Raw genomic sequence first — 22,970 nt, 5'->3', positions numbered from 1 at the left:
TAAAATTCAAATCTTCGTTTAAAAATTTATTTCATTCCATTTCTAGTCACACATTATTTATAATGATTATCATTAAGGATTGATTTTAATGTAGAAACTGTTATCATTGATAAGGTAGTGTTTAATACAAATCCAGAGAACGAGGTGTTCGATTCATGAGTCAAGACAAACAAGGTCTTACAACTAACTGGGGCGCCCCAGTCGGAGATAACCAAAACTCACAGACAGCCGGACAACGCGGACCTGTCCTATTGCAAGATGTTCACCTTCTTGAAAAATTAGCCCATTTTAACCGTGAACGTGTTCCTGAGCGCGTCGTCCACGCCAAAGGTGCAGGCGCACATGGTTATTTCGAAGTGACGAATGACATCACCAAATATACGAAAGCCTCTTTCTTGTCGGAAGTCGGCAAAAAGACGGAAATGTTCGCACGCTTTTCCACAGTAGCCGGTGAAAACGGTTCTGCGGACACCGTGCGCGATCCGCGCGGATTCTCTTTGAAATTCTACACGGAAGAAGGAAACTACGATTTAGTTGGAAACAACACGCCGATTTTCTTCATCCGCGATGCAATCAAATTCCCGGATTTCATCCATACTCAAAAACGCCATCCACAAACCCATCTAAAAAACCCTGACGCAGTGTGGGACTTCTGGTCGCTATCACCGGAATCACTGCACCAAGTCACTTATTTGATGGGTGACCGCGGAATTCCTGCGACGCTTCGCCATATGCATGGATTCGGCAGCCATACGTTCAAATGGACGAACGCTGAAGGTGAATCGGTATGGGTGAAATACCATATGCTGACGGAACAAGGCATCAAAAACATCACACAAGACGTGGCAGATAAAATTGCGGGCGAAAACCCCGACTACCATACGGAAGACTTGTTCAATTCAATCGATCAAGGAGATTTCCCTGCTTGGAAGATGTACGTACAAATCATGCCTTTGGAAGAAGCCGACACGTACCGCTTCGATCCATTCGATGTGACGAAAACGTGGTCGCATAAAGATTACCCGTTAATCGAAGTCGGCCGTATGGTCTTGGACCGCAATCCAGAAAACTATTTTGCGGAAGTTGAACAGGCGACATTCTCACCTGGCACATTGGTACCGGGGATCGATGTATCACCTGACAAAATGCTGCAAGGCCGTTTGTTCGCCTACCACGATGCACATCGCTACCGTGTAGGCGCCAACCACCAGATGCTGCCGATCAATGCGCCGAAAAACCAAGTCAATAATTATCAGCGCGACGGCCAGATGAACTTTGGCAAGAATGGCGGAGCTTCTGTCTATTACGAGCCGAACAGCTTCAGCGGCCCCCAAGAAACAGCTGCTGTTAAACCTGCTCCGCTTGCTGTTGAAGGATTCACTGATTCTGTCACTTATTTGCAAGACGATTTCTATACACAGCCTGGCGACCTGTACCGCCTGCAAAGCCCTGAAGAACAAGACCGGTTGGTCGCTACGTTCGTCGGCGGTTTAAGCGCTGTAACGTTAGAAGAAATCAAAATCCGCCAAATCAGCCATCTTTACAAAGCTGACGCTGAATTCGGCGCTCGTGTTGCTGAAGGATTAGGCCTTAAAGTGCCTGCCTTCTCTGAAACGTTATAATCAATTAGCCCAACCATTCTCAATTAACTGCCGCTCCTCATGGATGCGGCAGTTTTTCTATACAAAAAAGGAAGCGGCTTTTTAAAGGCCGTTTCCTTTTTTAATTTTGCTGCTGCAAACTATTTGCGATAGCTTGCGCCAAGTCTTTGCCGTTTTGGATGCACGCCCCGATGCCGACTCCGTAATACGAAGAACCTGCCAAATGGACATTCGGAACCACGGCTGCCATCTTCATTTCCAATGCATCGACCGCGGCTTTATGGGCCATATGGTAATTGGGCATAAGCCCTTTCCAATCGGTCACTTCGACCGTTGTCGGCTGCGCTTCGATATCCAGGCTTTTTTGGATATCGGACAATGCCACTTTCACTAGTTCTGCATCGGACAATGCTGTCAATCCTTCGTATGCCGGATTCGAACTCTTATAAAAGAGCCTGACAAGCAGGTGGTGGCCGCGTGAAGTATGGCTCCATTTCCGGCTGGTCCACGTACAGGCGTTGCATAAGATGTCACTGCCTTCCGATACGATAAAACCGGTGCCGTCTTTAGGCAGGTTTTCATCCGCAATATCAAATCCCAGGTAGACGCTGATCAGCGAAGAATTCGTCAATTTCTGGAATTCCTCGTCCAGCTCCTCAAGCCCCAACACTTGCTGGGCCACTTGGTGCGGTGTTGCCAAGACAACAAAGTCAGCTCCGATGACGTTTCCTCCTGCGAGCTCAATTACATACCCGTCACCTTGTTTGACAATAGCGGAGACCGGGTCCTCTTTCACGATTTTCGTATCATGAAGCGTTTCTTCAAGCCGATCAATCAATACCGCCATTCCTCCATCAAAAGAAATGAATTTCTTGTTTGCTGCTCCCTGGAAATGGGCTTTATTGGCTTCAAATCCTTTGATGATGCTGCCGTAGTCATTTTTGTAATCCACCAGATAAGGCAAGGTCGTGGCCAGCGTCAAATCGTCCAAGCTGCCGGAATACACGCCAGACAATACAGGGGCGATCTGCTTCTCTACCAGTTCCTCGCCTAGAAACGCCTTCAGGAATTCCCCGAGTGAACTATTGCGTGTGAACGTCTCGTTTGTGCTTTCAAAATCTTTCAGCGCTTCCAGCTTGCCCTGTTCCGACACAAGCGTAGAACTGAACAACGCTTCTTTGTCCATGGGAATCCCGAAGACACTGTCTGCTGGAATTGCATGCAATTTGTTATTGGCATATAGATAAGAAATCCCCGTGCCGTTGTAGACGACTCTTTCCTGCAGCCCCAATTCTCCTACAAGCTGCAGAACACTTGCATGGCGGGCGACGATCGAATCCGCTCCCGTTTCCATGATGAACTCGCCATTGTCCACAGTGCGTATTTTGCCGCCCAGCTGGGCCTCTCCTTCAATCAGCACAAGATCCAATTCAAGGTTCTGGTCCTGCTTCAGCTTTTCCAAATAATGCGCGGCTGATAATCCGGTAATGCCGCCGCCGATGATTGCCACTGTCGCCATATCCAATCCACTCCTTACTATGGTTTCTATTCTATCAACAATTCCCTTTTGCCGCAGGAGATATTTTGTCTTTTTTAACACGCTTTTATTGCGTTTCCTTCTGCAGACTGGTTTGATTAAGATAGAAACATTTAAGTGGACAGAGGAGGACGCACTCATGATAAATGCTATAGACCAAAACATTATCGGACGCCGGTCAATAAAGAAATTCAAGCCGGACCCGATTGATCCTGAAGAAATCATCGACTTGCTGAATGTCGCCAGATGGGCACCGAACCATATGCTCAATGAACCTTGGCGTTTTCAATTATATACCGGAGCGGGCAAAGAGAAATTCGTCCAGGCTTTCCTGGATGCCATGACCCAAAAAGATGGCACCATTCCGCAGACAGCGCTGAACAAAGCGCAGTATTTCCGCTCTATACCGGTGCACGTCGTGGCCATTATGCCAGTCGATCCGCGGCAGCGCCGTTGGGATGAAGATTACGGCGCAATTTCTTCGCTGCTGCAGAATTTCCAGCTTGCAGCCTGGGAACGCGGCATCGGCATGATCTGGCGCTCGAACGACTGGGTCTACAATCCGGTATTCCGTAATGCAATTGGGATTGCGCCAGCTGAAAAAATAGTGGCCACGATGATGATCGGCTATCCGCAGCACGTGCCGGAACAAGGCCAACGCACCGACATCCGCAACAAGCTGACGATTATAGACAAATAAAAGATGGCGTTCAGACGCCATCCCAGACTAGAGACTAAAGAGGTTTTGGGATGAATTTTCCAAAAGCCTCTTTTTTCCATATAAAAAAGACCATAAACGCCTCGCATCGATCGAGTTTGTCTACAGCCTGAAAGAGTTCCACGAGTCCTTGTTGCGTTGAATCTATTTTTCCATTACCGCAAAATAATTATCTTCATTGTCCGCAAAGTTGAACACTTTGCCTGAAGGCATTTCTACAATTTCTCCGACTGTAATGTTCTTACCGGTAAACTCCTTGAACAGCTTTTCGGCATCTTCCGTGAAAAACATCAAAGAAGGAGTGCCTAAATTTAATCCAGGCGACATTTTTGCGACTGTTTCTTTGTTATGCAGAACGATGCTCGTTTCAGCACCCTCTGACGGAGCTATTTCAATCCATCTTATTCCTTGGCTGTTCTCATCAGCGACTACAGCAAACCCCAATTTTTTTGACCAAAAATCCACTGCTTCGTCTTGATTGTTGACGTACAACATAACCTGGCCAACTTTACTGATCATTTCTTCAGCTCCTTTAAGTGTCATGGACTCGTATTTATTTTATCTTAGTCTATGTTTCAGAACATTTAAATAGTCTTTAGCTTTTTCCTGGATATTGACATGGTCGTACTTATCATAAAAAAACTTTCAAAGCAAAGGTAACCCGTTCAGATGAGAGAAGCAAAACCTTCTATTAGCATTTAAAATCGCAACAATTCCCCCTACAAATAAACACCTTATAATAACTCAAAAAAGTATTCTAATTCGTAAGGTTTTCAAAACCTGAAATCTGCGAAACTACGCGCCATTTTTTCTTATGCAGTAACTTCATATCGTTCATCTTAAATGAAACAAACGCCGTCTAAAGGTGGCGTTCAGTTAGTCTTTTTTTGTTCATTGTTTGTTAGCACTTGATGCAGCCCATCCTCATACCCATCCAAATATTCGATCTTCCCGATTTTTCCTTTTTCAGGGGCAATTGCATCCCCCTCGAAATTGAATTGACTAGATTCTCCATTCTCATCTGTATATTCTACTTGGAAAGTGAAGGCGTATAGCGTTGGTCCGTGTTCGCTTTGAGCTATTTCAATATTAGAAGCGTTCAACTCATAATCTTGATCAAAACCAGAATACATAAAAGCAGGAACTGCATTTATGAAGTTATCATACCCGTTCTCTGTAAAGTAGGATGCATAGGTTTCTTCCATATAGCTCATTAATGCTTGATATTCGGCTGATTCCAGATAGGCTTCATAATCATCCATATATTCTTCTGAAATTTGCGCTTCCATCGCGGCATCCAATAATTCTTTATATTTCTCATCTTGCCCATCGAATTCCTCTTCGATAACAGCCCGAATCGCTTGTTCATTTTTATCGGCCGTCTCTTCCGCTTCTGCTCCATTTCCCTTTGCTGGACCATTGGCTGAACAACCCATAATCAATAAACTGGTGAAAATCAAAAAAAGAATGCCGAGAGCTTTTTTCATAGATGAGTGTTCGTTGTTTCTTAAAAAATCCATAAAATGACCTCCTCATAAATTTAGTAAAATAACTCCAATTTTTCTTCAAACAAATGTGTTCATAGTAGTAATACGGATGAAACTTTAAACAGTTTCTCTTTCCTTACAATTAAATTCCATTTATAGATTTCTATGAAAAAAATAAACTTTCTCTTTTTCAAATTAGGGTTAACAACTGAATTGGCAGTCATTTCAGGAAGGTTTTAACACCTTACAATAAATATTGTATGTCAATTGAAAGTACGGTTAATTCAATTGTTTAAAAGGGTGCGATTTAATATGGAACGCTTTAGATGACAGCAAAGAAAAGACCGCTAATTCAGTTGCGAATTAACGGTCTAATAGCTGCTTTAGTTTTGATTTTGCGCCTCTCAACTGAACGGATTAAAGCAAATTTTCATGGTCTTTATTGGAGAAAAAGCATTGTGGCAGCGAAATGAAAAGAGCTGTCGAGAGACACTCGACAGCCATTTTTCAGATTAAACTCTTCATCGCTCCGACTGCTCCGGAAAATTCACCGTTCTCCAGGAACAGCGGTATAGAGCCCCTTAAAATCGTATAGCTTTCCACTACTTGTTTGAGCAGCGCATTTTCAATAAACGACGACCCAATATAAATAATAGTTGAGCTGCTGCATTGGCGCGCCGCTTGGACGCTGACAGTGCTGACCGTTTCCCCGACAAGTCCGATGACCGTTGCCAGCAATTCCTCGACCGACAATTCGCTGGATATCGAAAAAAGATCTTGGCCAAAATTGCTGGCTGTCAATTCGCCGGATATCGGCGGTTCTTTGCCTTCATAGATATGCTTTACTTTTAAATCAATCCGCTCTCTGGATCCTTTGCTTGCCAGCCGCACAATTTCATCGAAATCGGTCAAGCCTGTCAGCAAATGGCTCAGGCCAATCAACGTGCCGCCGCCGACTCCCGTCCCACCTAGCCGTTCATGGGTATTGTTCTGAATGCAATGGATAGAAGTCCCGGTGCCTACATTTGTCACCAAATACGCGTCATCGTTGCGCCCCATCTTTTCAAGAAGAAATTGGACGCCTAAATGCGTCGCTTCGAATTCGACCATTTCATTTGTTTCTTTCGTTAAAAAAGAACGCAAAACGCCTGATTTTCCCCCAGTTACACAAATATCCGCTTGGCCCAGCCCATTTATCCAATCAGCCACCTGTTCCATTTCCGCAATCGGATATTTCGCAAAGTGAATTCCCCCCGCTTCCGCATAAGCCACTTTGATCAGCGTCCCGCCTGCATCAATTCCAACTATCATTTTTGCACCTGCTCCTTCTGGAAACTCCAGCTAATGTGAATTATATCTCAAGAAATTTTACCACAATAATGGTATTCGCGAAATTTTTTTGCCGGATAACGATTGGGCCAGTAACTTGCAGAAAATCCTCATACCAGCTTTTACACGAGGTTTTTGTTTTACATCACTGGCAGTCAGGGTATAGAGGTGAAACTGCAAAGAAAGCCGCGGCTTTTTCAATCTTGTATCCCGTTTGCCTCAATCACTCAATTTATCACCTCATTAAAAAAGGAGCTTGCCAATGCCATATGCTGTTATCGATGATTCCGTCTCTTTGTATTACGAGATAAAAGGGCAAGGCCAGCCAATTGTCTTTGTCCATCCGCCTGTCATGGGCCACCAGGTGTTCATGCATCAGGAAATATTGTCCCATCATTACCAGACCATCTTTTACGATCTCCGGGGCCACGGCCGTAGTTCCATCGGCAAAGATCCGCTATCGATTCTCTTGCTGGCCAACGATTTGAAAAAACTGTTGGATTCTATTGGAATTGAAAAGGCGGTTATTTGTGGATTTTCGAATGGAGGTACCATAGCGCAGGAATTCGCTTTGCTTTATCCGGAACGGACAGCCGCTTTGATTCTTACCAGCGCTTATCCAAAAGTGGACCATTTAGGCTTGAAAAGCTTGATTGTTTTCGGAATGGCCATGTCCAAACTTCACCAGATTCCGCTGCTCGCCAAAATGCAGGCCAAGACGCATAAGTATTACCAAAGCGACGAAAAGAAGTTTTTCGATTATGCCAAAAAGGCCAATGCCAAAAGCGTATACGAATTTTGCAAAGAGGGATTGAAGTATGATTCCACCCATTCGCTTTACCGGTTGACCATGCCGGTGCTGATGATCTATGGTTCTCAGGAAAAACCGATGCACCATCATCAAGACGCTTTTCTGCGATCAGTGCAACACGTGGAAGTAGTCTATATAAAAGGTGTCTCTCACGAAACACCACCAAAGAAATTTCCGGAATTCAATGAAATCGTCCATCGATTCCTGCAAAATCTAAACAAGCCGTCTGTCCTTTAATAAAAAGGAGACGGCTTGTTTTATGTTCTTTTCATCTTTTGGCTGTCTGAATCGGCCGTGTTCACGTGGACATTGGCTTCGGAGAAATTTTTCTCGCTGGCTTCTTTTACAATAAGGTGAGGAGAAACCTCTTAACAGCTTAATTCATCTCGCTTCAGAGGGAATATAAAACTATAAAATAATCATTTTTATAGCTCAAAACTTCTTTTGAGGCCACCCCTAACTTATTCCGTGTCTTTTTGTGCCCTCTTCTATATAGTAGAAGAGGTAAAAATGAAAATATTTCAATAATTCAAATTACAAAGAAAGACATATTGCTGCTTGGCTCCGCAGGAAACATCGCTTGACCATAAAATGAAGGAGGAATTCCATTGTCTTTGAAAATTGAAAATGCCACGATTTATACAGGAAGAGGCGAGAAGCTGTTACAGTCAGCCATCGTCATTGAAGAAAACAAGATTGTTGCTGTCGGTGAAGAGGCGGCCAAAAGAAGCGCAGAAACCGTTATCGACGCACAGGGAAAAACCATTTTACCGGGCTTTTTCGATATGCACATTCACCTTGGCATGGATGGCATAGCTGATCCATTCGCTCAAATTGCTACTGACAGCCAGGCTACTTCTGCCTATCGCCACCAAGCCAATGCGCAAAAACAGCTGAAATCAGGAGTCACCAGTGTCCGTAACCTGGGTTCTAAGTGGCATATTGATCTGGCGTACCGCGATGCAGTCAATGCAGGTCTTATATCGGGCCCGACTGTTTACGGTTCTGGCCAGCCAATCGTCATGACTGGAGGCCACGGCTACCCTCTCGCTTCTGAAGCTGATGGCGAAGACGAAGTCCGCAAAGCGGCTCGCCAAACATTGAAGCAAGGCGCTGACGTGCTGAAACTGATGGCGACTGGCGGGGTTATGACGCCTGGAGTTGACCCGGGTTCGCCGCAGTTGTCTGAAAAAGAAATGCGGGCAGCTGTTGAAGAAGCACTCCACGCTGGAAAGACCACCGCTTCACATGCCCAAGGTACTGTAGGTATTCAGAATGCCGTACGTGCCGGAATTACAACCATTGAGCATGGCATCTTCCTAGACGATGAAACCATTGAATTGATGATCAAATATGGAACTGTGCTTGTTCCTACCCTTGCCGCACCTTATTATATTGTGAAAAATGCCGATTCCGGAGCGATACCTCCGCATGCCGTCAAAAAGGCTATTTATTGCTATGAGGCCCATAAAGAAAGTTTCCGAAAAGCAGTCCAAGCCGGAGTGAAAATTGCTGCCGGCACAGACGCTGGCACTCCTTTCAACTTGCACGGCGACTTTGCCAAAGAGCTTGAATTGATGCATGAAGGCGGGATGAATATCCGTGACATCATCGCTTCCGCTACTTATGATGCGGCCTCAGTCCTGAATGTCCAAAACGAATTCGGTTCACTGGAAAAAGGAAAAATAGCTGATTTCATCATCTTGTCCGAAGATCCAGAAGAAACCCTTTCTGCTTTCCGTGCAGTCGAGACGGTTTATAAAGGAGGAGCAGTTGTGCATGGCAATCACCACAGAGAAACCATCCCGACTAAATAAAAGACGTGGTCAGCCAAAAAATTGAATATAGTGTTTGCCTATAAACTTTCGTGAATTTCTTACTTTAGCTAAAACAAGCCGCCTTCCTAAATTACAGGAAGGCGGCTTGTTTTGATCCTATAACTGTCTGAAGCCGCCTGTGTTTGCGCGGACATTGACTTCGGAGAATTTCTTCTCGTTGGCTTCTTTCGATAACAAGGTCCCGACGACTCCACCGAGGAATCCAAGCGGAATGGAAACGATGGCGGGATTGGTCAGCGGGAAGAGCGGAGTGCCTGTAATAATGGCTGCCCCGGCTTCCGGGTTCATGACGCTCGGGCCAATTGACACCAGAACAAGCGCGGACACCAGTCCAGTAATGATGGCCGAAACTGCTCCGGTCGTATTGAATTTCTTCCAGAAAATCGTGTAAACGATAACCGGTAAATTGGCGCTAGCTGCGATACAGAACGCCAGCGACACCAGGAACGCCACGTTCAGGCTCTGGGCAAAAATGGCCAGGATAATCGAGAACACGGATACCCCGACAGACGCGTAGCGGGCCGCAAGCATTTGCTGCCGTTCTGTTGCTTGTCCTTTTTTGATGATCTGGCCGTAAATATCATGGGCAAACGCGGATGCCCCGGTCAGCACCAGGCCGGCCACAACGGCAAGGATCGTAGCAAAGGCTACTGCGGAAATGAACGACATCAGGATATCTCCGCCCAAAGCTTGCGCAAGGAGTGGTGCCGCCATATTGCCGGCAGGGTTGGTATTGATGATGGTTTCAGAGCCCACGAATGCCGCAGCACCAAAACCAAGGAAAATGGTCATAACGTAGAAAATGCCTACTATCCACGTTGCCCACATAACAGAACTCCGCGCCGTTTTTGCGTCACGCACCGTGAAGAAGCGCATAAGGATGTGCGGCAGACCAGCTGTACCGAGGACGAGTGCCAGCATTAGCGAAATGGTATCCAAAGGTATTTTGTATTTTACACCAGGATTGAGGAACGCTTCTCCGTGCGGTGTCGCCGTTTTTACTTGTGCGAACATCTCCAGGATGCTGAAGTCGAAACGCTGCAAGACCAGGAACGACAAGATGACTGTACCGATCATCAGCAGCACTGCTTTGATAATCTGCACCCAGCTCGTCGCGGTCATACCGCCAAACAGGACATAGATCGTCATCATAATCCCGACCAGCAAGACAGCCCATAAATAATCGATACCGAATAATAATTGGATCAACGCGCCGGCACCGACGAGCTGGGCAATCATATAGAAGATGACAATTGTGATAGAGCTGAGCGCCGCAGCGCCGCGCACTTTCTTCGCGTTAAAACGCGCATTGATCATATCCGCCAGCGTGTATTTCCCCAAATTGCGCAGGGGTTCCGCTACGACGAATAAGACTACCAGATAGGCCACTAAGTAACCGATTGAAAACAGGAAGCCATCAAAGCCAAATAACGCAATCGACCCGGCGATTCCTAAGAATGATGCCGCAGACAGATAATCCCCGGCAATCGCCAGACCGTTTTGCCAGCCGGTCAATCCGCCTCCTGCTGTGTAGAAATCACTCGCTGAATTGGTGCGTTTCGCTGCAAAATACGTTATGACGAGAGTCATCGCAACGATGACTAAAAAAATGATAATGACAGTTGCGTTCATCGGTTTTCCTCCTCGTCATAATTGAATTCTTTTAATGTATCGTGCGCCATTTCATCAAATTTCGCTGCGCGTTTCATGTATACGGTGACAAGAATCCACGTCATGGCGAAAAGGCCGAAAGCAAATACCCACACCCATGAAATATCGCCGATGAAAGGCGCACTTAGCCAATCGGTATAGGAAATGATGAGGTTGAATAATAGATACAAGCCTAAAAATAAGATCGTCGTCGAAATCAAAAATGCCTTTTTCTTCTTCATCAATTCCCGGAAACTGGCAGATGCCTCGATTGCTTCGAAATCCGGGACATGCCCCGCCTCTCTTCTATTCCCTGCCATCTTCGCCTTGTCCTGGCCCTTTGCAGGAACTGAAGCGTTATTCCCCGTTGCCGTTTTCGCCATAATCAACACCCCTTTTTTACTTATACTTTCAGAACATACAAACTATTAAAACATTTAACATTTACCAAGTCAATGTGTTAAATGGTATAGATGGCATTTAATACCATTTCGATTAATGGAATACGACACGCCAAAAAGCCCCGTTGCCATTGTCAGCAACCGGGCTCTAATTTACGCTTTTGCTGCGCCTTAATTTTCGCGCTGGTTTTCTTGGCCGAACGAGGAATTGAACAGTTTGAACAATTGTTCAAATTTGCTCAGGATGTCCAATGCCAGCAAGCCGTTTCCTTCCGCTGTCTTCGGATAGCCGAGCGGCACTGTGCGGCGTACGAGCTGAGCGTATAATTCCGCTTCCGTCAGCTCACGCGCAAATTCCATTTCTGCAATGTTCTTGATCAAGACCAATGCGCCAGAAATATGGGGCGTCGCCATCGAAGTCCCTGATAATGTCGCATATTGGCTGCCAGGATAAGCAGAGTAGATGTTGATGCCCGGTGCAACAATATCGATTTCGTTGTTCGTATTGCTGAAAGGAGCTATTTTTCGGCTGAAGTCGACTGCCCCGACTTGAATGACTTCGCCATAGGCACCGGGATAAGCGAATTCATCGGTCGAGTGGCTATCGTCTCCTTCGTTGCCAGCGGCACAGACAATTGGAATGCCATTGTCGACCGCTCTTTTCACAGCATCGTGAAGTTCTGGGACGTTATCTGGTCCACCAAGCGACATCGAAATGACCGTTGTTTTTTCGCCATTCGGTCCGCGCCAGTCAATAGCATAATGGATGCCGCTGATGATGCCTGCGTAATCCCCTGACCCTTCACCATTCAGCACTTTAAGAATCAGCAGCTGTGTTTCCGGGGCAACTCCCACGATTTTTCCATTAGGGCTCAAGGATGCGGCAACTGTACCTGCTACGTGGGTTCCGTGGCCATTATTATCAGAAAAGTCATTAACATCGCTATTAAAGTCAGCAGTGAAGTTCCGGCCGCTGATGATCCTTCCCTGAAGATCGGGATGGTCCGGTTGGCATCCCGTGTCCAATATCGCTACAACCGTACCTTTGCCGTGCTTGGCCTGTTCCCAAACCGCAGGTGCTTGGATCATCCGCACACCTTCTGGAATTTGCGGGGCTGCTGAAACGATTGCTTCCACCCGAAAAGGGATCAAATGAATATCATGCATAAAAGCGCCTCCTTTTTCATTCATTCTAATGCTGCTACCTGTCCGCCTGTCCGCTGCTTCTAAATCTACTTTCTCTTGCTCTTAGTTCTGTTCTATTTTTCCTTGAAATCCCCTTTTTATTTCCCGGGAAACATTTCTGCAGTATTTTTGCAGGCTGCATAGACAGGCTGCCAAAAAGGTTTTTTAGCCCCTCGGAAAGAATAGTTAAAGAAAGAGGGGGTTTTAAAATGAATGGAAAATGGCTGATTTATGGTGCATATGGCTACACAGGCGAGCTGATTGTGCAGGAAGCGGTGCGCCGGGGGCTGCATCCCGTGATTGCTGGGCGCAATGCTGAAAAACTGGTAGCATTGGCTGCACAATTCCAGTTGGAAACACGAACCTTCCCTTTGGACGGCAGTGCCCATGAACATTTGCAGAACATCGATCTCGTGCTGCATTGTGCAGGGCCTTTCAGCGAAACGAGCAAACCGATGATCGAAGCTTGTCTGGCGTCAGGCGCTCATTACTTGGATATTACCGGGGAAATCCCCGTCTTTGAACATACACATGCCCAACACGAACGGGCCATTGCTGCTGGCGTCATCCTTTGTTCCGGGGTTGGCTTCGATGTCATCCCGACAGACTGCACCGCTTTGAAACTGAAAGAAATCCTGCCGGACGCCACGCAGCTGGCACTGGGCTTCGACTCGGATTCCGGCATATCTCCAGGCACCTATAAAACCGCCGTCCGGGGCCTTGGTTCTGGCAGCGCTGTGCGCCGGAACGGACGTCTTACCGCTGTGCCTCTTGGCAGCCAGCATCGCCGGATCGACTTTGGAAGGGGCACCAAGTCTGCCATTGGGATTCCTTGGGGCGATGTCGCCACAGCCTTTTATACAACCGGAATCCCAGATATTTCGACATGGATTCCAATGCCGCGGGCAGCCGTTTTCGGCGCACGCCTGTCAAACGTCTTGCGCCCTGTACTCGCATCAGGTCCGGTGCAGCAAAAACTCAGCGCTTGGGTTGAACAAAACGTCAGCGGCCCTGACGAAACGCTGCGCAAAAATTCGCCCGCTTTTATATGGGGCGAAGCATCCAATGCGGCAGGCATCCGGAAATCCGTGCGCATCCAAGTAGCGAATGTTTATGACCTGACCGTCTATGGCGCTTTAGAAACGGCGGGACGCCTATTGAACGGCAACTTCCCTGCCGGCAGCTCGACTCCAGCCCGCTTATTCGGCTCGCAGCTCATAGAAGCTCTTCCCGGTTCTGGGAAATTTGAGATTGATACGTTCTACCCTTCTCCAACAAATAAAAACTGATGTGCACAAAAAACAGACCATAGGCGATGCCCAAGTTTAAGGGCACGCCTATGGTCTGTTCGGCTTTGTATGATCAGCTTTTTAAAATCTGCATTCGTTTATTGAATAATGTCGGATAAGACAGGAAACCAAGCATGATGCTTGTCACGGATGCGGTCGTCAACAATAAGAACATAATCAATAGCTGGAATTGGACGGCTTGAATCGGATCTGCCCCTGCAATGATTTGCCCGCTCATCATTCCGGGCAGCTGGACGAGCCCGACAGTCTTTTGGCTTTCAATCGTCGGGATCATGCTGGCTTTGATCGATCGGATCAACTGCCTGTGGATCGCCTGTTTCGGCGTTCCGCCAAGTGACAGGATTAATTCTGTCTGGTCTTGATGCGATTCCACTTCTGCCGTAAAGCGGTTAAGGAAGAGAATCGACAGCACCATCGAGTTCCCGATGACCATGCCGCTGATTGGGATAATGTACTGGGCCGTAGGCGGGGTAATATTAAAACCGATAAGGATTCCTTGCGTCAACACTTCCACAAACACTAGCGTAGCGGCAACCTTCAGCGTAATGCCTTGGATCGAAGCCCCTTTTTTCTGTGCATTATGGGTGGCTGCAACGATCATTAGCGTGACCATCAGAAAAACATAGATCAAGCTGCTAGAATCGAAGACAAATTTCAAGACATAGCCGACGGCCAGCAATTGAATGATTGAACGCACTGTGGCAACCATCGTATCTTTTTCCAAACCCAATTTAAAGGTTTTTGATAAGATCAGCGGGATCAGCACAAAAATCAGCGTTAAAGATAACGTGAAATAACTCATCTCGCTTCCCCCTTCACAAAACGCCTGACTTTTTCATTATGCGGGTCGTTCAATAATTCGCTTTCTCCGGTTTCAATGACTTCGCCGTCCATCATCACCCATGTGTAATCTCCGATTTCGAGTGCCTGTTGCAGGTTATGCGTGATCCATATGATGGTGGTGCCGTATTTATCATTTATTTTCACGATCAATTCCTCTATTTCCTTCAATGAAGTGCGGTCCAGCGATGAAGTGATTTCATCCAGCAGCAGCACCTTGGGTTTGTTGACAAGCGTTCTGGCAATCGACACTTTCTGGCGTTGTCCGCCCGATAGGTCTTTCACATTGCGGTTCAGCAAATCTTTTGCCAGCCCGACGTCTTCCAGCAACGCTTCCGCCTCCTCGACGGGCAATTTCTGGTTCTGCAAATCCAATGGCAAACTCAAATTATCGTAGACAGTGCCGCTGACCATCGGCGCACTTTGCAGCGCGATACCTACCAAGCGCCGCAAATCTACTGGATTGTACTGGTTGACCGCTTCACCTTTAATGTACAGTTCGCCTTCGTCCGGTGATAACAGGCCATTGCATAGTTTCAGCAAAGTCGTCTTTCCGGCGCCAGAAGGCCCAACCAGCGTCGTTATTTTTCCTTCAGGAAATGATCCGGTTATCCCTTTTAAAATGTGGAAATCCCCAATGCTAAATCCGACATGATTAAAATGGACAGCCGGCTGGTAGTCGATTGTCATGCAAATCACTTCCTTTTCAAAATGAAGCGGCACACAAATTGATGTGTACCGCCGCGCTGCGCTTACAATTCCCGTTCAGCGAATTCGTCGTCCATTTTCAGGAAATACTCTCCGCCTTCTTCAATATGCTTCATGCGGATGATGATGTCCCGGAAGGTTTTTTCTTCCTCCATCTGTTCTTCGATGAACCAATCCAAAAACGATAGAGACGCGTGTTCTTGAAGTTCATTTGCAAGGGTGACGAGCGCGTAAATATTGCTGGTGACGTCTTTTTCCTGTGCAAGAGAACTTTCCAATACGTCCAGTGCGTCTTCGAAATGGTTTTTAGGTTCATGCAAGGCTTGAAGGACTGGCTTTTCATCCATCGCCGTTAAATAATGGTAAAATTTCATCGCATGTTGATGTTCTTCCTGTGATTGAACTAAATAGAAATTGGCGAATCCGTGGTACCCTTTTTTCGAAAAATAAGCCGCCATGGCCGTATATGCATGCGCCGCCTGTAATTCGTTATTGAATTGGTCATTTAAAGCCAAAGTCAATTTTGCTGGTAACATGATTAATTCCTCCTCTTCCTTATTTATAATCATTCTAATATAGATAATATAACACACCCCAATCCTCTCTGCCAAGCTAATGAGAATTTATTAAGTTAAATGAGAATTTTAATCATTTAAATTGTCTTTCTTCATAATACTAACGATAATAATTATCATTTGAAGAAAAATAGAATAAAAACAACACTTATAACTTACTTTTAGTAAGTAGTTAGAGTATAATAACCGTTAGATGAAAAGAAACGTATGTAAAGGGGGAAATCCGATGACGGCGATGAAACTTGAACCGGCAGTATTTTCGGTATTAAAAGATAAAATCCAATTGATCAAAATGGACGGCGAAGCGATTTACTTGGTAGGCCCGATCCGCCTGCCTGTGAGCCTTAATGGAGCGACCGTGGAATTCCAGTGGTATAGCTGGCTAAAGCACGATGAAGTGACAGAGGATTATGGCAGTATCATTGAAAAATTATCTTCTTCGAACTTGGCTGAATATCAACAGTCGAGTGTGCTTGTCCACGGCGATTTTAAAAACAGTGAAGAGGCGCTAATACGCATGCATTCGATTTGCCACACCGGCGATATTTTCGGCAGTAAACGCTGTGACTGCGGCTTCCAGCTGAAGCAATCGATGCAGCAAATCATCGACCACGGTTCGGGTGCCTTGTTCTACCTTGCTAACCACGAAGGGCGCGGCATCGGCCTGTTCAGCAAGGCGATGGCGTATGTCCTGCAGGAGAACGGCTACGATACAGTCGAAGCGAATGAAAGCTTGGGCTTTGTCGATGATTCCCGGAATTACGAAGACGCCATTGCCGTATTAAAGCAATTGCGCACGAAAGCTGTTACCTTGATGACTAATAACCCGAAAAAAGTATCTGCGCTTGAAAATTCCGATCTGGCGATTGCTGGAAGAGTGGCTCTTTGGGGTGACAAATCGGAATACAACGAGAAATACCTGCAGACAAAAATCAACCGCTCCGGGCATTTGGAAGAACTGGAGGACGAGGCACATGCCGCAAGATGATTTTTACATGGCGCTTGCCATCAACAATGCCAAGACAATGAAAGGCCAGACAGAACCGAATCCGCTCGTCGGATCGGTCATCGTCAACGGCGGCCGGGTTGTCGGAATCGGCGCTCATCTGAAAGCGGGTGAACCGCATGCCGAAATTCATGCGCTTCGCATGGCCGGGGATGCCGCATACGGCGGCACCATCTACGTCACCTTGGAACCTTGTTCACATCACGGCCGCACCGGGCCTTGCGCGGAAGCAATCGTAAACGCCGGCTTGAAAAAAGTCGTGATTGCTACGCTGGACCCGAATCCTTTGGTTTCAGGCAACGGCGTGGAGATACTCGAAAAAGCAGGAATCAAAGTAGTCGTCGGTGTATGCGAAGAAGAAGCGCGCCAGATGAATGAAGTTTTCAATCTCTTCATCACCGAAAAAAGACCATTTGTCACATTAAAGGCTGCTTCGACCTTAGACGGCAAAATCGCTACCCGCTCGCTCGATTCAAAATGGATTACATCAGAAGAAGCGCGGCTGGATGTCCATCAGCTTCGGAGCGAAAACCAAGCGATCCTTGTCGGTGTCGGAACTGTCGTCGAAGATGATCCTGAACTGACGGCGCGCATACCGGATGGCCGCAACCCGCTCCGGATTGTCCTGGATTCGTCGCTGAGGATTTCCCTCGACTCGAAAATCATTACGGACGGACTTGCTGAGACATGGATTTTCAGTGCCCAAAAAGTCGATTCCGAGAAAAAAGCAGCATTGGAACAGCTTGGAATTTCCGTCTTTGAAACCAGCGGCGTGAAACAAGTCGACGTCCGCGATGTCGTCCGCATTCTGGGCGAAAAATCCATTTCTTCATTATTTATTGAAGGCGGCGGTACAATCAACGCGGCATTTCTTGAAGCGGGCTTAGTGGACAAGACGGTCTTCTACTTTGCACCGAAGCTAATCGGCGGCAAACAGGCGCCTACTTTCATCGAAGGCATGGGCCATGATTTGATGAAAGACGCCGTTGAATTGGAACGCGGCGAATTTGTTAAAATCGGGAAAGACTTTAAGTTTACAGGCTATCCTGTCAAAAAGGGGCAGACATCATGAAATTCGGATTTGACATAGATGATACATTGATCAATTTACGGGGGTACGCTTTCGGAATTTACCAGGAAAAACTTGGCCAGAAAGTCCAGGCATCACATTTCCATCAGCTGGATCGGGTGGAAATCCACAGCCTCTTCGGTATGACCGATGAAGAAGGGCATCATATGTGGAATAGCGTGTTGGAGGAATTGTATTATACGGAATGTCCGATTTACCCGGGAGCGATTGAACTGCTTCAAAAACTGGAACGCCAAGGGCATGAAATCTTTTACTTGACTGCCCGCCCTGGAAAACATGCAGAACGCACAAAAGCTTGGATGAAACAGCAGGGCTTTCCGGTGGCAGACGCCCGTTTTTACTGCGGAATGAAAGATGCTGAAAAAGTGCACATCATTGAAGAGCTCGAACTCGATTATTATTTTGACGACAAGCCTGCGGTTGTTGAACATTTAACGCGCGAATCGCTGACGGTAGTGATGAAGGACCAGTCTTATAATCGCCACTTGGAACATCCGCGCATTAAAGAGTGGAATGAATTTGAACAATTGATTGAAAGCAAAACGAAATCGTAAAGCGTTCAAGAATCAATAAGACCAGCCGGAAGATTTTCCGGCTGGTCTTATTTTTTGAATGGCTCAACGTCATGTTGCAGAATCAACGATCTCCCGGATCTGTCGAGCCGCTTCTCTCGGATTCTCGCTGCCAGTGATGGCCCTGCCGACGATCGCTATTTCAACGGAACTGCTGAGCAGCTCCTTTACAGCATTTTTGTCCAATCCACCGGCTACAGCGATTCTGGCTAAAGGCACGCCGGACACCAGACCCAAAGACGCTGCTCCGGCAGCCCGCCCTTGTTTCTGGCTGTCTTTCCCGATGTGGACGCAAAACAAGTCGGCACCCAAATCCCTTAGCTTCTTCACTCTTGCAGGGTCTTGAATTTCCAATAAATCGATCATGACAGCTTTCCGGTACTGTTTGGCCGCTTCCAAAGCGCCGCGGACCGTTGCGTCACCGGCAAACCCCATGACGGTTACAATATCCGCTCCGGCGCTGAATGCTTGTATAGCTTCACTTTTTCCTGCATCGCAGGTTTTCATATCGGCAAGCAGCACTTTCTCCGGATATAAGTGCTTCATTTGCCGAACAATGTCCAGCCCATATTCTTTAATGACCCCTGTTCCAATTTCAATCAGATCAACAAATTCATAAGTTTCCCCGACCAGCCGAAAACATTCTTCTTTCGGCAAACGGTCCAGGGCAAGCTGGATTTTCATCTTTATCCTCCTTATAGAAAAAACCACATCCATAAGAATGTGGTTTTTTGTTATACTCCTGAATACGCCAGAAATCCACCATCTACAGGTACCGTAATGCCCGTAACGAATCCCGAGTAATTTTCATCAAGGAGCCAGAGCATGGTGCCCACCAACTCGACTGGTTTACCGAAGCGTTTCATTGGTGTACTGTTCATGATTTTCCCCGAACGCGGAGTCAGCGAGCCATCCGCATTCGTCAGCAAATCCTTATTTTGCGATGTCAGAAAAAATCCTGGCGCGATTGCATTGACCCGGAGGTTCTGCTCAGCAAAGTGGACAGCCATCCACATCGTGAAATTATTAATGGCTGATTTCGCTGCACTGTAAGCTGGAACTTTTGTCATCGGTGAATACGCACTCATCGAAGAGATATTCAAAATCACTGGAGCTTCCTGCTTCAGCAGTTCCTTGCCGAATACTTGGCTCGCGAGGAAAGTGCCTGTGAAGTTGCTGGCAAATACACCGGAGAAACCGTCTTCCTGCAAATCGAAGAACGTCTTTCCTTGTACATCTTCCTCGTGTATTTCTATATCCGTGATGGCATCTGGGTGGTTTCCACCCGCGCCGTTAATCAGGATGTCTATGCGGCCGAAGGCTTCTAGAATCTGTTCTTTCGCCTTCTCCAAAGAAGCGCGGTCGAGCACATCCGCTGCAACAGCAATCGCTTCGCCGCCACTGGCACGGATTTCCTCAGCAACAACTTGCCCTTTTTCAGCCGTCCGGTTCAAGACGGCGACTTTTACGCCTTGGGCTGCCAACTGGCGCGCCATTTCAGAACACAAGACTCCGCTGCCTCCTGTAATGACGGCTGTTCGCCCGTTGAGATTTTCATGAGAAGAAAACATAGCGTCCTCCTTTATTTTGATTGATGTGCATCCCATAACCCTAACAAATACATGATGCCTAGGGCACGGTCATAAAGCCCGTAGCCCGGCCGGCATTCTTCGTTCCAAATATGGCGTCCATGGTCAGGTCGTGCATAGCCAGTGTAGTTCTGGTCCGACAGCTGTTTGACAACGCCATTCAAGTCGATCGAGCCGTCTTGTGTATAGTGGGAAGTTTCGATGAAATCCCCGTTTTCGAATATTTTCACATTGCGCAGATGGGCAAAAGGCGAATGCTTCGCAAATTTCGAAGCCAAATCCACCATGTCGTTCTCGGGGTTTGCACCCATAGAACCCGTGCAGAACGTAATCCCATTTGACGGAGAATCCGAAATCGAAATCAGCCGTTCCCAGCTCCTCTCGCCGGTCATGATGCGTGGCAGCCCGAAGATCGACCATGGTGGGTCATCCGGATGGATCGCCATTTGAATCCCGCTTGCTTCTGCTGTAGGCAGTATCGCTTTTAGGAAATACTCGAGATTTCCCCATAATTTTTCTTCATCCACGCCTTCATAGGCAGTAAACAATTCCTGGATCCGTGCCATTTTTTCCGGTTCCCAGCCTGGCAATGTCAGATCCGAGGCAGAAGCCACCGTTTCGATCAATTCGGCTGGATCTAAAGATTCGATCTTCTGCTTTTCCAAGAACAACGCTGTCGAACCGTCAGGCAGCGGATGGTAGAGAGAAGTACGCGTCCAGTCGAAAATCGGCATGAAATTGTAGCAGATGACTTTCACTCCCGCTTCTCCCAGATTGCGGATCGTTTCTTTGTAGTTTTCGATAAAGCGGTCTCTCTCAGCGTCGCCGAGTTTGATGGATTCATGCACATTGACGCTTTCGACGACATCTGCGTGGAAGCCGAATGATTTGATGTACTCGATTTCGGATTGAATTTCTTCTTTGCTCCATACTTCTCCAGCGGGTTTATGGTGGAGTGCCCATACAATCCCTTTGGTTCCTGGAATTTGCTTGATTTGCTCTAATTGGACACTGTCATTGCCGCGTCCATACCAGCGGAACGTCATATTCATAGAAATCCTCCTTTTATGCTAATTTTCCGAGATAGTCTTTAACCAACTGAACCACTGCTTCTTTGCCGGAAGAACGGTAGGCTTTTGTCAAATCGCTGCCGATTCCGACAGCCACCGCCCCAGCATCAAGCCAGGCATTCATATTGTTGATATTGATGCCGCCAGTCGGCATAATCCGCACATTCGGCAATGGCCCGTTGACAGAGCCGATGAACGAAGGTTCAAACCCGTTGGCCGGGAACAGTTTCAAAATATCGCAACCTGCTTCTGAAGCTTGTACCATCTCTTTGATGGTCATGCACCCCGGAAGGTACGGTACATTATAGCGGTTGCATGTGGCGGCAATATCCGCATCGAAGTGTGGGCTGACGACGAATTTCGCACCGTGCAATAAAGCATGGCGTGCTGTTTCGGCGTCTAAAACAGTTCCGGCGCCGACAAGCGCTTGTGAATTGCTTAATTGTTCGAACACTTTGGCGACATTCGGCGTGGTGTAGGTCAATTCAACCGCCCGCAACCCTCCTGCAACTGCAGCTTCTGCAACTGCAATCGCTTCTTCTGCATCTTTCCCGCGGATCACTGCCACTACTTTCGAATCGAGCAATTGCTGATAAATCTCCATTTTTGGAATCATGTCACTGCTCCTCATTCAAAGACAATTAATGCTTTACGCACTTTGTCCGGATTGTTTTCAACGAAACTGAAAGCTTCCTGCACATCATCCAACGCAAATTTGTGAGTAATGAGGCCATCGGATTGAAGCGCTCCACTATTCAGCAAATCCACTATTTTGCCAAACTGGTTTGTTTGGAGTCTTGAACCGACAATCGTGATTTCCTTTTTCGTAATGGGCAATTGCGGAATAGAAGATGGCCGTTCATCAAAACCGAGAACGACTACATACCCTGCAGGGGAAACCAAGTCAATGCTTAACTCCACTGTTGCCGGCATGCCTACTGCATCAATGACCACATTCGGGCCTTCTCCATTCGTCAGCTCCAATATGCGGTCTTTTACAGACACTTTACCGGCGTTGATTACTTCGTCCGCGCCGCTTTTTTTAGCGAAAGCCATACGCTCTTCACTCAAATCAGTCATATAGACTTTAGCTCCGGCAATTTTTGCCAGCTTTAAAATACAAATGCCGATGGGTCCACAGCCTTGGATGAGTACAGTATCCTCCGCTTCGACATTTCCGCGCCAGACAGCCTGCGCGCCGATTGTATAGGGTTCAGCTAAAACGATTTCATCCCAACTTAAGTCTTTATTTACCGCATGGAGCTGTTTTTCCGGTAAAACTACATATTCGCGCATACCGCCGTCTTCGTGAACCCCGAAGACAGACAGTTTCTCACAGACATTCGGGCGGCCTTTACGGCAAGCATAGCACTCGCCGCAATAATTGATCGGTTCGACCACTACATGATCGCCTGGCTGAAGCCCTTTCACTGCACTGCCCACTTCCGCTACTTCGCCGGCCACTTCATGGCCGACGATGCGCGGGTATGTTGCCAAAGGATTGGTGCCGTGGTAAATATGCATATCCGAGCCGCAAATTCCGACACGTTTGATTTTTATTAAGACGTCGTCAGCTTTCTGGACCGTGGGACGTTCCTGTTCTATGATCCGTAATTCATGCGCTTTTGGTACTTGTACTGCTTTCATCATATA

The 22,970-nt window shown here is 47.0% G+C and carries 23 protein-coding genes; 8 read left to right on the top strand and 15 right to left on the bottom strand.

The annotated features are described in order from the left end of the window. Positions 1-155 precede the first annotated feature (155 nt). The gene (gene katA / locus AC4EHB_RS13360) at positions 156-1,622 is read left to right on the top strand and encodes a catalase KatA (protein ID WP_490976259.1); all 1,467 of its coding nucleotides are present in this window, start codon (positions 156-158) and stop codon (positions 1,620-1,622) included. A gap of 100 nt (positions 1,623-1,722) precedes the next feature. Here the strand turns inward: katA and AC4EHB_RS13355 are convergent, their stop codons facing one another. After that, positions 1,723-3,120: a protoporphyrinogen oxidase gene (locus AC4EHB_RS13355; protein ID WP_490976260.1), complete on the bottom strand. Its 1,398-nt coding sequence runs from the start codon at positions 3,118-3,120 to the stop codon at positions 1,723-1,725. A gap of 157 nt (positions 3,121-3,277) precedes the next feature. Between AC4EHB_RS13355 and AC4EHB_RS13350 the strand changes: the two genes are divergently transcribed. Continuing rightward, positions 3,278-3,838 carry a nitroreductase family protein gene (locus AC4EHB_RS13350; protein ID WP_490976261.1) on the top strand — a complete coding sequence of 187 codons (561 nt, stop codon included), beginning with the start codon at positions 3,278-3,280 and terminating at the stop codon, positions 3,836-3,838. Positions 3,839-4,000: 162 nt separating this feature from the next. On the opposite strand, the gene AC4EHB_RS13345 is transcribed toward AC4EHB_RS13350, so the two are convergent. The 3 genes from AC4EHB_RS13345 to coaW all read right to left on the bottom strand — a co-directional run bounded on the left by AC4EHB_RS13345 (position 4,001) and on the right by coaW (position 6,654). Then, positions 4,001-4,375 carry a VOC family protein gene (locus AC4EHB_RS13345; protein WP_490981816.1) on the bottom strand — a complete coding sequence of 125 codons (375 nt, stop codon included), beginning with the start codon at positions 4,373-4,375 and terminating at the stop codon, positions 4,001-4,003. Positions 4,376-4,728: 353 nt separating this feature from the next. Next, complete coding sequence (locus tag AC4EHB_RS13340) at positions 4,729-5,376, bottom strand: hypothetical protein (RefSeq protein WP_490981815.1); 648 nt, start codon at positions 5,374-5,376, stop codon at positions 4,729-4,731. A gap of 474 nt (positions 5,377-5,850) precedes the next feature. After that, positions 5,851-6,654 (bottom strand): type II pantothenate kinase, encoded by an 804-nt coding sequence (gene coaW, locus AC4EHB_RS13335; protein WP_490976264.1) that lies wholly within the window; start codon positions 6,652-6,654, stop codon positions 5,851-5,853. Positions 6,655-6,934: 280 nt separating this feature from the next. On the opposite strand from coaW, the gene AC4EHB_RS13330 reads away from it, so the two are divergent. After that, positions 6,935-7,720, top strand: coding sequence for an alpha/beta fold hydrolase (locus AC4EHB_RS13330; RefSeq protein WP_490976265.1), 786 nt, complete (start codon positions 6,935-6,937; stop codon positions 7,718-7,720). A 371-nt stretch (positions 7,721-8,091) separates the two neighbouring features. Then, complete coding sequence (locus tag AC4EHB_RS13325) at positions 8,092-9,300, top strand: metal-dependent hydrolase family protein (RefSeq protein WP_490976266.1); 1,209 nt, start codon at positions 8,092-8,094, stop codon at positions 9,298-9,300. A gap of 117 nt (positions 9,301-9,417) precedes the next feature. Here the strand turns inward: AC4EHB_RS13325 and AC4EHB_RS13320 are convergent, their stop codons facing one another. From AC4EHB_RS13320 to AC4EHB_RS13310, 3 genes are all read right to left on the bottom strand, one after another. After that, positions 9,418-10,953, bottom strand: a complete 1,536-nt coding sequence (locus AC4EHB_RS13320) for a solute symporter family protein (RefSeq protein ID WP_490976267.1) — start codon at positions 10,951-10,953, stop codon at positions 9,418-9,420. Beyond that, the gene (locus AC4EHB_RS13315; RefSeq protein ID WP_490981814.1) at positions 10,950-11,354 is read right to left on the bottom strand and encodes a DUF485 domain-containing protein; all 405 of its coding nucleotides are present in this window, start codon (positions 11,352-11,354) and stop codon (positions 10,950-10,952) included. The genes AC4EHB_RS13320 and AC4EHB_RS13315 overlap by 4 nt, the downstream gene beginning before the upstream one ends. A 189-nt stretch (positions 11,355-11,543) precedes the next feature. Continuing rightward, entirely contained in the window at positions 11,544-12,539 is a 996-nt protein-coding gene (locus tag AC4EHB_RS13310; RefSeq protein WP_490976269.1) for a S8 family peptidase, read from the bottom strand. A gap of 227 nt (positions 12,540-12,766) precedes the next feature. On the opposite strand from AC4EHB_RS13310, the gene AC4EHB_RS13305 reads away from it, so the two are divergent. Beyond that, complete coding sequence (locus AC4EHB_RS13305) at positions 12,767-13,846, top strand: saccharopine dehydrogenase family protein (protein ID WP_490981813.1); 1,080 nt, start codon at positions 12,767-12,769, stop codon at positions 13,844-13,846. Between the two features lie 73 nt (positions 13,847-13,919). Here AC4EHB_RS13305 and AC4EHB_RS13300 read toward each other — a convergent pair whose 3' ends face one another. The 3 genes from AC4EHB_RS13300 to AC4EHB_RS13290 all read right to left on the bottom strand — a co-directional run bounded on the left by AC4EHB_RS13300 (position 13,920) and on the right by AC4EHB_RS13290 (position 15,951). Next, the gene (locus AC4EHB_RS13300; RefSeq protein ID WP_490976271.1) at positions 13,920-14,669 is read right to left on the bottom strand and encodes an ABC transporter permease; all 750 of its coding nucleotides are present in this window, start codon (positions 14,667-14,669) and stop codon (positions 13,920-13,922) included. Continuing rightward, positions 14,666-15,397, bottom strand: a complete 732-nt coding sequence (locus tag AC4EHB_RS13295) for an ABC transporter ATP-binding protein (protein ID WP_490981812.1) — start codon at positions 15,395-15,397, stop codon at positions 14,666-14,668. The genes AC4EHB_RS13300 and AC4EHB_RS13295 overlap by 4 nt, the downstream gene beginning before the upstream one ends. 62 nt (positions 15,398-15,459) lie before the next feature. Then, positions 15,460-15,951, bottom strand: coding sequence for a ferritin (locus AC4EHB_RS13290; RefSeq protein ID WP_490976273.1), 492 nt, complete (start codon positions 15,949-15,951; stop codon positions 15,460-15,462). A gap of 265 nt (positions 15,952-16,216) precedes the next feature. On the opposite strand from AC4EHB_RS13290, the gene AC4EHB_RS13285 reads away from it, so the two are divergent. The 3 genes from AC4EHB_RS13285 to AC4EHB_RS13275 are packed head-to-tail and all read left to right on the top strand — an operon-like array spanning position 16,217 to position 18,640. Then, positions 16,217-16,978 (top strand): GTP cyclohydrolase II, encoded by a 762-nt coding sequence (locus AC4EHB_RS13285; RefSeq protein WP_490976274.1) that lies wholly within the window; start codon positions 16,217-16,219, stop codon positions 16,976-16,978. Further along, a complete protein-coding gene (ribD, locus tag AC4EHB_RS13280) occupies positions 16,965-18,068 on the top strand; it encodes a bifunctional diaminohydroxyphosphoribosylaminopyrimidine deaminase/5-amino-6-(5-phosphoribosylamino)uracil reductase RibD (RefSeq protein WP_490976275.1) in 1,104 nt (367 codons plus the stop codon). Before AC4EHB_RS13285 ends, ribD begins: the two co-directional genes overlap by 14 nt. Further along, on the top strand, positions 18,065-18,640 hold the full coding sequence (locus tag AC4EHB_RS13275; protein WP_490976276.1) for a 5' nucleotidase, NT5C type: 576 nt from the start codon (positions 18,065-18,067) through the stop codon (positions 18,638-18,640). Before ribD ends, AC4EHB_RS13275 begins: the two co-directional genes overlap by 4 nt. Before the next feature lie 69 nt (positions 18,641-18,709). Here AC4EHB_RS13275 and hxlA read toward each other — a convergent pair whose 3' ends face one another. Genes hxlA through AC4EHB_RS13250 form a run of 5 tightly spaced genes read right to left on the bottom strand, consistent with a single transcriptional unit; the run spans position 18,710 to position 22,964 of the window. Further along, a complete protein-coding gene (hxlA, locus tag AC4EHB_RS13270) occupies positions 18,710-19,342 on the bottom strand; it encodes a 3-hexulose-6-phosphate synthase (protein ID WP_490981811.1) in 633 nt (210 codons plus the stop codon). Between the two features lie 50 nt (positions 19,343-19,392). Next, the gene (locus AC4EHB_RS13265) at positions 19,393-20,229 is read right to left on the bottom strand and encodes an SDR family oxidoreductase (RefSeq protein WP_490981810.1); all 837 of its coding nucleotides are present in this window, start codon (positions 20,227-20,229) and stop codon (positions 19,393-19,395) included. Between the two features lie 11 nt (positions 20,230-20,240). Then, entirely contained in the window at positions 20,241-21,299 is a 1,059-nt protein-coding gene (gene uxuA, locus AC4EHB_RS13260; RefSeq protein ID WP_490981809.1) for a mannonate dehydratase, read from the bottom strand. A gap of 13 nt (positions 21,300-21,312) precedes the next feature. Next, positions 21,313-21,933, bottom strand: a complete 621-nt coding sequence (locus tag AC4EHB_RS13255) for a bifunctional 2-keto-4-hydroxyglutarate aldolase/2-keto-3-deoxy-6-phosphogluconate aldolase (RefSeq protein ID WP_490981808.1) — start codon at positions 21,931-21,933, stop codon at positions 21,313-21,315. An 11-nt stretch (positions 21,934-21,944) separates the two neighbouring features. Next, positions 21,945-22,964, bottom strand: coding sequence for a zinc-binding alcohol dehydrogenase family protein (locus tag AC4EHB_RS13250; RefSeq protein ID WP_490976281.1), 1,020 nt, complete (start codon positions 22,962-22,964; stop codon positions 21,945-21,947). Positions 22,965-22,970: the final 6 nt, after the last annotated feature.

Source organism: Planococcus sp. TJ-302, assembly GCF_058268455.1.
Note: the sequence above shows the minus strand (reverse complement) of the source record. Positions and strands in the feature narration are given on the sequence as shown.

Excerpts from the sequence above, each read along its gene's own strand:
- coaW (WP_490976264.1), bottom strand. The coding sequence starts at position 6,654 with ATGATAGTTGGAATTGATGCAGGCGGGACGCTGATCAAAGTGGCTTAT.
- AC4EHB_RS13320 (WP_490976267.1), bottom strand. The coding sequence starts at position 10,953 with ATGAACGCAACTGTCATTATCATTTTTTTAGTCATCGTTGCGATGACT.
- AC4EHB_RS13285 (WP_490976274.1), top strand. The coding sequence starts at position 16,217 with ATGACGGCGATGAAACTTGAACCGGCAGTATTTTCGGTATTAAAAGAT.
- hxlA (WP_490981811.1), bottom strand. The coding sequence starts at position 19,342 with ATGAAAATCCAGCTTGCCCTGGACCGTTTGCCGAAAGAAGAATGTTTT.
- ribD (WP_490976275.1), top strand. The coding sequence starts at position 16,965 with ATGCCGCAAGATGATTTTTACATGGCGCTTGCCATCAACAATGCCAAG.
- AC4EHB_RS13290 (WP_490976273.1), bottom strand. The coding sequence starts at position 15,951 with ATGTTACCAGCAAAATTGACTTTGGCTTTAAATGACCAATTCAATAAC.
- uxuA (WP_490981809.1), bottom strand. The coding sequence starts at position 21,299 with ATGAATATGACGTTCCGCTGGTATGGACGCGGCAATGACAGTGTCCAA.
- AC4EHB_RS13275 (WP_490976276.1), top strand. The coding sequence starts at position 18,065 with ATGAAATTCGGATTTGACATAGATGATACATTGATCAATTTACGGGGG.
- katA (WP_490976259.1), top strand. The coding sequence starts at position 156 with ATGAGTCAAGACAAACAAGGTCTTACAACTAACTGGGGCGCCCCAGTC.
- AC4EHB_RS13305 (WP_490981813.1), top strand. The coding sequence starts at position 12,767 with ATGAATGGAAAATGGCTGATTTATGGTGCATATGGCTACACAGGCGAG.
- AC4EHB_RS13265 (WP_490981810.1), bottom strand. The coding sequence starts at position 20,229 with ATGTTTTCTTCTCATGAAAATCTCAACGGGCGAACAGCCGTCATTACA.
- AC4EHB_RS13310 (WP_490976269.1), bottom strand. The coding sequence starts at position 12,539 with ATGCATGATATTCATTTGATCCCTTTTCGGGTGGAAGCAATCGTTTCA.
- AC4EHB_RS13350 (WP_490976261.1), top strand. The coding sequence starts at position 3,278 with ATGATAAATGCTATAGACCAAAACATTATCGGACGCCGGTCAATAAAG.
- AC4EHB_RS13330 (WP_490976265.1), top strand. The coding sequence starts at position 6,935 with ATGCCATATGCTGTTATCGATGATTCCGTCTCTTTGTATTACGAGATA.
- AC4EHB_RS13295 (WP_490981812.1), bottom strand. The coding sequence starts at position 15,397 with ATGACAATCGACTACCAGCCGGCTGTCCATTTTAATCATGTCGGATTT.
- AC4EHB_RS13250 (WP_490976281.1), bottom strand. The coding sequence starts at position 22,964 with ATGAAAGCAGTACAAGTACCAAAAGCGCATGAATTACGGATCATAGAA.
- AC4EHB_RS13315 (WP_490981814.1), bottom strand. The coding sequence starts at position 11,354 with ATGGCGAAAACGGCAACGGGGAATAACGCTTCAGTTCCTGCAAAGGGC.
- AC4EHB_RS13300 (WP_490976271.1), bottom strand. The coding sequence starts at position 14,669 with ATGAGTTATTTCACGTTATCTTTAACGCTGATTTTTGTGCTGATCCCG.
- AC4EHB_RS13345 (WP_490981816.1), bottom strand. The coding sequence starts at position 4,375 with ATGATCAGTAAAGTTGGCCAGGTTATGTTGTACGTCAACAATCAAGAC.
- AC4EHB_RS13355 (WP_490976260.1), bottom strand. The coding sequence starts at position 3,120 with ATGGCGACAGTGGCAATCATCGGCGGCGGCATTACCGGATTATCAGCC.
- AC4EHB_RS13255 (WP_490981808.1), bottom strand. The coding sequence starts at position 21,933 with ATGATTCCAAAAATGGAGATTTATCAGCAATTGCTCGATTCGAAAGTA.
- AC4EHB_RS13340 (WP_490981815.1), bottom strand. The coding sequence starts at position 5,376 with ATGGATTTTTTAAGAAACAACGAACACTCATCTATGAAAAAAGCTCTC.